Source organism: uncultured Veillonella sp., assembly GCF_963551295.1.
Taxonomy (GTDB): Bacteria; Bacillota; Negativicutes; order Veillonellales; family Veillonellaceae; genus Veillonella.
In genome coordinates, this window is sequence record NZ_CAUVFT010000040.1 from 1 (window position 1) to 11811 (window position 11811).

Annotated in this window: 8 protein-coding genes; all 8 read right to left on the reverse strand. The window is 38.7% G+C overall.

Features of this window, described 5'->3' with window-relative positions:
* Nucleotides 1-1105 (reverse strand): acetyl-CoA hydrolase/transferase C-terminal domain-containing protein (locus tag RYO55_RS08980; RefSeq protein WP_314985179.1); only part of this gene is annotated, 1105 nt, incomplete at its 3' end.
* A gap of 521 nt (nt 1106-1626) precedes the next feature.
* On the reverse strand, nt 1627-2865 hold the full coding sequence (locus tag RYO55_RS08985) for an O-antigen ligase family protein (protein WP_314985181.1): 1239 nt from the start codon (nt 2863-2865) through the stop codon (nt 1627-1629).
* Between the two features lie 9 nt (nt 2866-2874).
* On the reverse strand, nt 2875-4182 hold the full coding sequence (locus RYO55_RS08990) for a folylpolyglutamate synthase/dihydrofolate synthase family protein (RefSeq protein WP_314985182.1): 1308 nt from the start codon (nt 4180-4182) through the stop codon (nt 2875-2877).
* A gap of 12 nt (nt 4183-4194) precedes the next feature.
* Complete coding sequence (locus RYO55_RS08995) at nt 4195-6852, reverse strand: valine--tRNA ligase (RefSeq protein WP_287507267.1); 2658 nt, start codon at nt 6850-6852, stop codon at nt 4195-4197.
* A gap of 20 nt (nt 6853-6872) precedes the next feature.
* Nucleotides 6873-7763, reverse strand: a complete 891-nt coding sequence (gene tatC, locus RYO55_RS09000; RefSeq protein WP_314985183.1) for a twin-arginine translocase subunit TatC — start codon at nt 7761-7763, stop codon at nt 6873-6875.
* A 1-nt stretch (nt 7764) separates the two neighbouring features.
* Nucleotides 7765-8736, reverse strand: a complete 972-nt coding sequence (locus RYO55_RS09005; RefSeq protein ID WP_287507262.1) for a polyprenyl synthetase family protein — start codon at nt 8734-8736, stop codon at nt 7765-7767.
* Complete coding sequence (yihA, locus tag RYO55_RS09010) at nt 8733-9431, reverse strand: ribosome biogenesis GTP-binding protein YihA/YsxC (RefSeq protein WP_314985186.1); 699 nt, start codon at nt 9429-9431, stop codon at nt 8733-8735. The genes RYO55_RS09005 and yihA overlap by 4 nt, the downstream gene beginning before the upstream one ends.
* Nucleotides 9431-11740: an endopeptidase La gene (gene lon, locus RYO55_RS09015; protein ID WP_302498167.1), complete on the reverse strand. Its 2310-nt coding sequence runs from the start codon at nt 11738-11740 to the stop codon at nt 9431-9433. The genes yihA and lon overlap by 1 nt, the downstream gene beginning before the upstream one ends.
* Nucleotides 11741-11811 lie beyond the last annotated feature (71 nt).

Below are 11811 nucleotides of genomic sequence, written 5' to 3' on the forward strand. Positions count from 1 at the left end.
CATTGCCAAAAATATCAAATTCGATAGCGGTATTCATGGCAATGACACCAATACGACGAGCAATACCAGGGTTATTGGAAATTTCTTGCGGACGAAGAATTATTTTTTTACGATATTCATCAATATTCGCATAGAAACGTTTCAATCCATCTGGAGAAGGACTCAATGCAGTACCGGAACATACAGTTACTTTACCAGCATCGATTAAGTCAAACATACCGTCTTGAATTACTTCTGTATAAATAGATAAATCTGTGAAAGGCCCTTGAGCCAAGCCACTGATTACCGCATTTGCTACAGAGCCTACGCCGGATTGCAATGGAAGCAAGTTTTTAGGCAAACGACCTTCTGCAATTTCTTGTTCAAAGAATTTGATAAGATGTTGACTCATTGCCTTTGCATCATCATCAATAGCAGCTAAAGGTCTTGTTGTATCAGGTACATCACTTGGAACCACAGCAATGATTTTGCTAGGATCACAAGGTATTGCTTCTGTACCGATACGATCGCCGGCCTGTTCCAACGGAATTGGTTTACGATGTGGTGGATCCAACGGTTCATAGATATCATGCATACCAACTAAAGATAATGGTTGAGATACATTTACCTCTACGATAACCTTTTTAGCTTGACTAACGAATGTTGGAGAATTACCAACAGAAGTAGTCGGTACTAAAGAACCATCTTCGTTGATTTGACATACTTCAATAATTGCTACATCTAAATCTCCGAAAAATCCATAACGAATATTTTGTGCCATTGTGCTTAAATGCATATCGATGTATTTAACATCTCCACCATTTAAAGCCTTTCTCATATCTTTATTGGTTTGATATGGAAAGCGGCGATTAATACCATTAGCACGAGTTAACGCACCATCGGCTTCATCACCTACGGAAGCACCTGTCCACAAATCAATTTTGAATGGTTCTTTTTCCATTCTTTCTGCCAATGCCAATGGCACAACTTTTGCATAACCTGATGGTGTAAAGCCGGAAATACCAACTTTATCATTAGGGTTAATCAACTGAGCTGCATCATAAGCAGTGACAATTTTACCTTGCAGGTCCACATTTTTTACGCGGTCTTTGATGTCTATCACCATAACCATCTCCTTTAAGAGTAACATTGTTAAACGACAATTGAATCTCTTTGGTCTAATACGTTCCTTAAACCGACTTCATCGTAGTCCACATCCAATGTATTGTCAACTTATATGACTAAAATGTATTTTTTATCACACCCCGACCGTGCATTATGACTAAAACGCATAGGTTTTTACATTTTCACATAAGTTTTATTCACACCGATATAACTCACAGGAATTATCAATTTAATTGTATATATTGTTGTTTTTTATGTATATCGAACTATCTCAATACAGCATATAGAGTCTTATCAATATAAAAAAATAATATATACAAAAACTGACCGCTACACCTCCTATAAAGATATAGATATACAAAAAACCGGTTTTCAAATGCAAGCAATAATGTTCAATTATTCTAACATTAGAAAACCGGTTAAATATACGTAAGCTTACCCTGCTAAGGCATGTATAAATTATACCATACTATGAAATTGTATCGCTACCATAAAACTTACTGATTATACAAAATATACTTTTTACATATGATTCTTCGTGGAGAGTTGTACTTTCACAAAAGCCCCAACCCAACCAAGGAGCTGCCAAAAAACAATAGTAACTTGATGGCTATAGAGCTCAAAATCAGACAATCCACTAAAAAGAACACCGATAGCTAAAGCACCTATTCCTATCTGTGCAGCTTGTCGGAACATATCCCCTTTCAATCGAACAGATGTGATAACATGACCGACGATAACTGCTAGAAATGATAGCAAGCCAGGAATACCTGTTTCAGCCAATATATTTAAATATAAATTATGGGCATGATACATCAATACATTAGGGCCTTGAATGTAATAGTTATAATCTGGATAAACTAAGTAGAATGTATTCCACCCAATACCAAAGATAGGGTTTTCTCGTACGATATACATTGTGCTATCCCATAAAGCCCAACGAAGATCTGACGACGTATCATGTCCTTGGAATATAGACCAAAGTCGTGAGGCAACCTCACCTTCATAGAAATATAGAATTAGAGGTACCACTAACAAGGATAAGAATAATCTTCGTTCTACGAAAATAGCCCAATACAGAATCATGGCCGCAAAACTAATCCAAATACCACGAGAATAGGTTAATAGCATCGTTAAAAATAATACAATACCAACAATCAGCATTGTAACAATTTCACGAGTACGATTCTCCTTCATATAAACAAGAATATAGCTAATACATACACTTAGCACCATCAATAGATAGGCACCTAACAAGTTAGGATTTTGCAATGTAGACGCCATTCGACGCATCAATTTAGGGAATTGTGCTGCATCTACCCATTCTTTTATATGTATATTGGGAACAAATATATACTGATAGGCCCCTATAATGCATACAAGAACTGCTGTACCTAAAAAGGCACGAAGAAAATAGTTCCACTGTTTAGGTGTTCGAATATAGGTACGAACTAAATAATACATGCCCCCACCTGCTACAATTTGGTAGAACCAGCTCTGAATAGACCAATCCCAGTTTGGGGACATTAACGACGATACACCTGTCCAGATAACAAAGATCATAACAGTCCAAGATAGATAGCCTGTCGGCAAACTCAATGATTTACTAGAAACTAAATCATATAATGCCAGACCTATAGCCAACCAGAGAAGTACATCGCCTACCATTGGTTGAAGTGGCATCGCAATGACGACACCATAGATTAATCGTTCAATATAAAAGGTAATTCGTTTCTGATTAGGAATGAGTGAGAGTTCCATATTCTCACCTTAATGACTCATCTCATGGAAAAACCACTGACGAGCATCCCCTAGAATATATAAAGAACCACATACGGCAATGATATCACCAGTCTTTGTATGCTTATATGCCAATGCTAATGCAGCCTCAATAGAGTCTGCAGTTTGAGCCGTCGCCTTTGGTACAGTACGGCGAATCATTTCAACCAAGGTTTCCGGTACTTCCGTTCTATCGGTTGGTGCGGGCACAACGAGCACTGTGTCACCCACTTTAACCACTTCACGGATAATAGCCGCTTGGTTCTTATCTTTAAGAATAGCCATTACAATCGTTTTTGGGCTATCCTTAAACAACTCGTCATACGTCATGGCAAAAGACTCAGCCCCTGCCGCATTATGAGCACCATCAAAAATAAAAGTACGATCTAAACCTCTTTTAACTTCAAAACGTCCTGCCCAAGTAGTACGAGCGAAGCCTTCACGCATCGTTTCTTCGCTGATATTCGTATCCTCTTTCATCAACAGGCGTACCGCCATCAATGCACAAGCGAGGTTTACAGATTGGTGAATGCCCGCCATCGTCGTAAACAACATGGCAGGTGCTGCATCGTTAGTACTAACCGTAATCATTTGACCACCAGTTACAGCGCTGCGACTATCGATACCGAAATCTTTATTGAAAGCATAAAGCTTAGCATGTTTTTCTTTAGCTACATCCTCAATGATACTAAGAGGAGTACCTTGTGCCGCTGTTACTACAGGCACCTTAGATTTAATAATACCCGATTTATGACGTGCAATCTCCTCTAAAGTATCACCACAGTACGCTTGATGATCTATAGATACATTAGTGATAACAGATACTTTAGGAGTAACGATGTTCGTAGAGTCTAATAAGCCACCTAATCCGACTTCTACCACAGCATAATCTACACCTTGTTCTTTAAAAAACAAGAATGCAGCAGCCGTCAGCATTTCAAATTGTGTTGGCGCTTCTACTCCATTACTAACAATAGTGTCTACTGCACCTTTAACACGACTGATTAATTCCCCAAAGGCTTCCTCAGTAATATTCCCATCATTAATTTGAATTCGCTCCGTATAGGATTGAAGGTGAGGCGATGTAAATCGCCCCACCCGTAATCCACTTGTAAACAGTGCGTAGGAAATGTATGAGGTAACCGAGCCCTTACCATTCGTGCCTGTCACATGAACAATTTTATAATCTTCTTGTGGATTTCCCAATACATCCATAAGAGCTGTAATTCGTTCAAGGCCAGGTTTAATACCGAATGAAGATGCCTGCTCTAAATAGGCTAAGGCCTCTTGATATGTCATATAAACCTCCTATTATAAGGTTTCGAGGAACGCTTCACGTTCCAATAACGCTTGTTGTTTTTGTTTATATTCTTCTAACTTTTCTTTTTCTTTTGCTACTACAGCTTCAGGAGCTTTTGCTAAGAAGCCTTGGTTAGACAATTTACCTTCCAAACGAGAAATTTCTTTTTCCATTTGGATTTTTTCCTTCGCAATACGCTCTCTTTCTTTTTCACCGTCGATCAAGTCTTTAAGTAAGAGATATACTTCCATACCATTGACAACGGTTACAGTCGCATTTTCTGGCTTTGGATCGTCGGTACCAAGAATTGTTACTTTCTCAGCCCAAGCCAATGTTACAAAGTAGTCACTATGTTCTGCTACAGTTTTAGCTAATGCTTCATCTGTTGGCGCTACGATAACCTCAGCTTTTTTACCTAGAGGCACATTCATTTCAGCACGCATGTTACGAATACCTTTGATGGCATCCATCATAACTTCCATTTGACGTGCTGCACCTTCAAGATTATCGAATTTCAATGCTTCAGGCCATTTAGTAACAACGATGCTGTCCCCTTCATGTGGCAAATGTTGCCAAATATGTTCAGTTACAAACGGCATGAATGGATGCAATAATTCGAGCATGTGACGTAAGATTGTTACAAGTAAATATTGAACTGTACGACGATCACGTTCGTTGCTTTCACTATACAAACGAGGTTTCGCTAATTCAATGTACCAATCGCAGTACGTATTCCAAATGAAGTCATATACAGAACTCGCAGCTTCACCAAGTTCGAATTTATCGAGATTAGATGTTACGCTTTGTACTGTTTCATTGTATTTTTGAATAATCCATTGGTCTGCTAATGTCAAATCATCTGCTGTTGGAACGAAACTTTCATCATAATTTGTAAGGTTCATCAATACAAACTTGGATGCATTCCAAATCTTATTGGCAAAATTACGGTTAGCCTCAACACGTTCCATATAGAAGCGCATATCATTACCAGGTGTATTGCCAGTTACAAGAGTAAAGCGCAATGCATCAGCACCATATTGGTCGATAACTTCAAGTGGATTAATACCATTACCCAAAGATTTACTCATTTTACGGCCCTGACTGTCGCGAACAAGACCATGAATAAATACATGTTTAAATGGGATTTCATGTTCAAACTCAAGAGCCATAAAAATCATACGAGCAACCCAGAAAAAGATGATATCGTAACCAGTTACAAGCACACTTGTTGGATACCATTGGTTAAGTTCTGGAGTTTGCTTAGGCCAACCCATTGTAGCAAATGGCCATAAACCAGAGCTAAACCATGTATCAAGAACATCCGGATCTTGTGTAACATGACCGTGGCAATGAGGACAGTCTGTAATATCTTCACGGCTAACAATCGTTTCACCACAGTCATCACAATACCATGCAGGAATACGATGGCCCCACCACAATTGACGAGAAATAGTCCAATCACGGATATTTTCAAGCCAGTTCACATATGTTTTTGTAAAACGTTCTGGAACAAACTCTACTTCGTGGTCTTTAACAACCTTAAGAGCTGGTTCTGCCAACGGTTTCATATCTACAAACCATTGTTTAGATACCATTGGTTCAATAATTGTTTTACAACGAGAACAATGACCTACTGCATGGTCATGATCATCAATTTTTTCAAGCAGGCCTAATTCTTTAAGTTCTGCTACTACTTGTTTACGCGCTTCTTCACGTGGTAAGCCATTGAATTTACCAGCACCTTCATTCATTGTTGCATCATTGTTCATAACAACGATGGATTCCAAATTATGACGTTGACCCATTTCAAAGTCATTAGGGTCATGAGCAGGTGTAATTTTTACACAGCCTGTGCCGAAGCTAGCATCTACATATCCATCAGCAATTACAGGAATTTCTCGATTAACAAATGGCAAAATCAATGTTTTACCAATGAGATCTTTATAACGATCATCATCTGGATTTACTGCTACTGCTACATCACCAAACATTGTTTCTGGACGAGTTGTAGCAACAACAACAAAACGATTATCTTCACCTTTTACAGGATATTTAATATGCCATAAATGGCCATGTTCGTCTTCATGTTCAACTTCAACATCAGATAAAGCGGTTGCACAACGAGGACACCAGTTGATAATTCGTTCTCCACGATAGATTAAACCTTTTTCGTAAAGTTTTACGAATACTTCCCGCACCGCATGATAGTATCCTTCATCCAAAGTAAATCGTTCACGGGTCCAGTCACAAGATGCACCAAGACTACGGATTTGTTTTACGATGGTATCGCCGTATTCTTTTTTCCATTCCCACACGCGCTCTACGAATTTCTCACGGCCTAAATCATAGCGAGATTTTCCCTCTTCTTTAGCAAGCATTTCCTCTACTTTAATTTGAGTAGCAATACCAGCGTGGTCTGTACCTGGCATCCATAACACATTATAGCCTTGCATACGTTTAAAACGGATGAGGATATCTTGTAATGTATTATCAAGGGCATGCCCCATATGCAACATACCAGTTACGTTAGGAGGGGGTAAGACGATACTAAATGGCTCTTTATTCGTGTCTACTTCTTCGTGAAAGTATCCTTGATTTTCCCAATAAGAATACCATTTGCCTTCTATTTCACCAGGATTATATGTGGTTAAATTTTCGTAGGTTTTCATCGTTCCTCCTAAAATACTCCTTAGCGCTTCATAATCTTAGCCAATACAAATAGACTTGTTTCATATAGCAATATCATAGGTAATGCAATCATCGTTTGAGAAAACATATCCGGTGTAGGTGAAATGACAGCACCTATGATAAAGGATATAAGAATAAATATTTTTCGCTTCGTTTTTAAAAAGCGTGATGTAATTAAGTTGAAATATCCCAAAATAATTAAAATCAACGGCAGTTCAAAGATAAATCCAAAAGGCAGTACAAAGGACAATACAAAGTCCATATACTGACCAATGGAAAACATCGGTTGTAATTCATCTGTGGCAAAGCCCATAAAGAACTTCACTGCTGCAGGCAATACGAGAAAATAAGAAAATACAATACCTATTCCAAATAGACTAATCGCAACTGGTAAAATCCAGTTAGATAACTGCTTTTCTCGCGCAGTCAGTGCAGGCTTAACAAATAGCCAAATCTGATGCAATACAATGGGAGCCGCTATGACGAGGCCTCCTACTACAGATACTTTCATATACGTAAAGAACGCCTCAGTAGGTCTCATATAATAGAGCTTGCCAGCTGGTTTTAGAAGTATTTCCAATAATAAGTCTACATAATAATATGAAATACAAGTTCCCACAATAACCGCTACAGCCATTATAATCAATCGTTTTCGCAGTTCTGAAAGATGTCCTACAAGAGATAATTCCCTCGCCTCGTCCATCATCTTCTGTTCCATTTCAGTATAAATCGGCTCATTTTCCTGTTCCTCAGGAACGCGTAAATTCGCCACTCTATACCGTTCTTGCTCAGCCTCTTGCTCTGCTTCACGCCGTTTTTGACGAACTACACTATCAAAAGAAGGTTTTTGCATGGGATATTCGAAATCCGGTTTTGGTTCGAACGGTTCCATATTATACCTTTCTATCAGCTAGATTTTCTACAGCCATCACAAGGAATTCCTTCCCTGGAAAATCACGCACTGCAGCGAGTGCCGCTAAAGCATCTTTACAATATTTATCAGCTACAGCTAATGTATTATCGATACCACCTTGAGCAACAACATAATCGATAATGTCTTGCTCATTACCACCATTGTTTAAGCCTTTAATATCTTCAAGCAATTTATCTTTATTACCATCGTTAACGATACTTAATAACGGATACGTCAATAGTCCTTCTCGAAGATCGTTCCCTACAGGCTTTCCTGTCGTTTCCGTTGTTTCACGATAATCCATAATATCATCTGTAATTTGAAATGCCATACCTAATGCATGACCATATTTTTTCAATTCTATGATTTCAGATTCTTGCCAATCTCCTAAGAGACCACCAAGTTCCATACAGCCTTCCATGAAGTCTGCTGTTTTCTTTTGCGTTTTTGTCATATAACGCTCTATACCTTGATCGATGCGATATACATCTTCCATTTGCATGAACTCACCTTCTACAAGGCATGTAATAATATGAGAGAAGACTTGAAGATACTTCATATTCGTCATTTCAGATACGATTTTAAATGCTTTAGCAAATAAATAATCACCACTAAGGATAGCTACCTTATTGCCTTTATGCATGTGAATGGTATCTTCACCTCGGCGAATTTCAGCTTGATCTAATACATCGTCATGGATAAGTGTTGCTAAGTGAAGCATTTCAACAGCCTCAGCAATTTTGACGCGTTGACGCTCTATAGATGTCCCTGCATTAGCAATCAATAGGCACAATTGAGCGCGCAAACGCTTACCACCTGCTGCTGATAACGGTCGAATCAGTGCATTGAAGTCCTCTACACCGGTATTAAAAGATGATGCAAGAGACTCTTCGACACGCTCTAAATCTAAAGCAATGCGTTCCATAATCTCTAATTCGTTGGTTTGACTCATGCTTCATCTCCTACCAAAATTTTATTGATTCGTTGTTGTAAAAGCTCACGTCCAGTATGCTTTAAAGAGCTATACAGAATCGGCAATGTAGCCGTTGGATATAGTTCTTTAATAATAGCCAAGTTTGCAGACTTTTCTTTAGCCGTCAATTTATCGGCTTTAGTCACTACAATTTGTAATGGCACACCAGCTTCGACAAGCCAATCAAATGCCACCTTATCAATAGGCATCTCAGGATGACGACCATCGATAAGTAGGCATAACAACATCAATCGTTCAGAATGTAAAATATAATCGGCAATAAAGGAAGACCACAAATTGCGGTTTCCTTTATTTGTCTTTGCAAAACCATAGCCAGGAAGGTCAACAAGGAACCAATTATATCTGCGTTCCTCTGTCTCAGAAATATCCTCTTTTGATTCAATATCAAAGTAGTTTATCGTCTTAGTCTTACCTGGCTGACCACTAACGAGGGCTAACCCACGATAGTTACATAAAGAATTAATCAACGAAGACTTGCCCACATTAGAACGTCCAAGGAAAGCGATTTCTACTGTATCCCCTTCAGGATATTGATCTGCCTTCACACAGGAAGTATTATATTTTGCAGCTATAATACGAGGCCCCTTCGGTTCTTTTCGTGTATATTGTGGTTTTGGGCCCATTTGTTTAGTGGATTTTTTCTTCTTTTGCATTACACAAGTGCCTTTGCTAATACTTCATCCATTGTCTTAACTGGCGTAATAATGAGGCCTTCTTTCACAATGTCAGGTAATTCTGCAATATCCTTTTCATTACCTTTTGGAATCAACACCTCTTTAACGCCATGAGACAAGGCTGCTAATAATTTTTCTTTTAAGCCGCCTATTGGTAATACGCGGCCACGCAATGTGATTTCACCAGTCATGGCAATATCAGAACGAACCTTGCGGTTAGTCAAAATAGACACCATAGCTAATGTCATTGTAATACCTGCAGAAGGACCATCTTTAGGTGTTGCCCCTTCTGGCAAGTGAACGTGAATATCAAGTTTTTTATAAAAGTCTTCTTCAATTTTTAAGGCTTTTGCATTATGGCGAATATAACTCATAGCCGCTTGACCAGATTCTTGCATAACCTTGCCGAGACTACCAGTTAAAGCCAATTTACCGGTACCATTCATAGTTGTAGCTTCACATGGTAATACTACACCACCAACAGATGTCCAAGCTAATCCATTTACATAGCCAACTTGCGGTTTCTTTTCTCGCTCTTGGTCAACAAAGATCGGTGCACCTAAGAATTCGTGAAGATTTTTAGTAGTGACTTTTGGCGCATCTCCGCCTTCTTCAACTACTTTGAAAGCAATCTTACGGCAAATCTTAGCAATTGTTTTCTCTAAAGTACGAACACCAGCTTCGCGAGTATATTCGGAAATTACCTTTTTTAACACAGCATCAGATAATTTAACCTTGTAATCTTCAAGTCCATTTTTCTTAATTTGCTTAGGTGTTAAGTAACGCTTAGCAATTTCTAGTTTTTCTTCTTCCATATAGCTGGACAACTCAATAATTTCCATACGATCTAACAATGGACCAGGAATATTAGATGCTATATTAGCCGTAGTAATCCAGAAAACTTCAGAGAAGTCGAACGGTACTTCGATAAAGTGATCACTAAATGTACTATTTTGTTCTGGATCCAATACCTCTAATAAAGCTGAAGATGGATCGCCTTTATAATCAGATGCTAATTTATCAATTTCATCCAACAAAAATACAGGATTCTTAGTACCTACATTTTTTAGTCCCTGAATCATACGACCAGGTAAAGCACCAATATAAGTACGTCGATGACCACGAATTTCAGCTTCATCACGAACACCACCTAAAGATGCACGGATGAACTTACGATTCATTGCTTTAGCAATAGAGGTAGCCAAAGAGGTTTTACCAACGCCTGGTGGACCTACTAAGCAAAGAATAGAGCCACTATTTTTACCGGTTAATTTACGAACCGCTAAAAATTCTAAAATACGTTTCTTAACCTTTTCAAGGCCATAATGATCGGCCTCGAGCATAGCATGAGCACCCTTGATATCTAAACGATCTTCCGTTAATTCGTTCCACGGTAATGCTAATACCCAATCTAAGTAGTTACGCAAAATTGTTGCTTCCGGCATCAATTGAGGCATACGGCTATAACGAGAAATTTCTTTATCGATACGCGTATGTACGTCTTCACTTAAGTTAAGTGCTTTTAACTTAACTCGTAGTTCTTCTGCCTCCTCCTCTGGGTCACCTTTATCACCCAACTCATCGTGGATAACGCGGATTTTTTCGCGCAAGAAATATTCCTTCTGCGCTTTCTCCATAGATTGACGGACTTGATTATTGATGGAATTTTCCAAATCAGAGATTTGTAATTCCATATTTAAAATGCCTACAATCATGTTAAGACGACGAGCCACAGATAATTCTTCAAGTAACTCTTGACGTTTCAAATTATTAATAGGCAACAAAAATGCAACTTGGTCAGCTAATTCACAAGGATTGCGTAATTCCATAACGCGCGTTACACCTTCATCAGTAACTGATTTAGCTTCTTCTGCCCATTCGCCAAATTTAGCTTGAACCAAACGACGATAAGCTTCAAGCTCTACATCGTCTTCAAATTCAGACGCCACTCGTTCATAGTCTCCTATATAATAAGGGTCCATGCTAGTAATATTCATAAGACGAATACGAGTGATGCCCTCTACAAGAACACGTACTATACCACCTGGTAAGCGCAACATTTGTTTAATTTTTACTAATGTACCCATTTGGGCTAAATCATGAACTGTTGGTGCATCTACAGCATCATCTTTTTGAGTTACGACGGCTAAAATGCGATCCTCATTCATTGCGGCTTCCACCGCCTTAATGGATTTGTCTCGACCGATATCGAGGTGAATCACGATATTCGGGTATACGACCATGCCTCTAAGAGGTACGGTAGGAATCCCAATTTCGAGTAAATTCATACTTCCTCCAGGTATATATATTATGAAAAGAAACTCATTCCTACACAGAAATGAGTTTCTTCGAATTACGA

Coding starts and splice junctions, on each gene's coding strand:
- RYO55_RS08985 (WP_314985181.1), bottom strand. CDS start 2,865: ATGGAACTCTCACTCATTCCTAATCAGAAACGAATTACCTTTTATATT.
- RYO55_RS08990 (WP_314985182.1), bottom strand. CDS start 4,182: ATGACATATCAAGAGGCCTTAGCCTATTTAGAGCAGGCATCTTCATTC.
- RYO55_RS08995 (WP_287507267.1), bottom strand. CDS start 6,852: ATGAAAACCTACGAAAATTTAACCACATATAATCCTGGTGAAATAGAA.
- tatC (WP_314985183.1), bottom strand. CDS start 7,763: ATGGAACCGTTCGAACCAAAACCGGATTTCGAATATCCCATGCAAAAA.
- RYO55_RS09005 (WP_287507262.1), bottom strand. CDS start 8,736: ATGAGTCAAACCAACGAATTAGAGATTATGGAACGCATTGCTTTAGAT.
- yihA (WP_314985186.1), bottom strand. CDS start 9,431: ATGCAAAAGAAGAAAAAATCCACTAAACAAATGGGCCCAAAACCACAA.
- lon (WP_302498167.1), bottom strand. CDS start 11,740: ATGAATTTACTCGAAATTGGGATTCCTACCGTACCTCTTAGAGGCATG.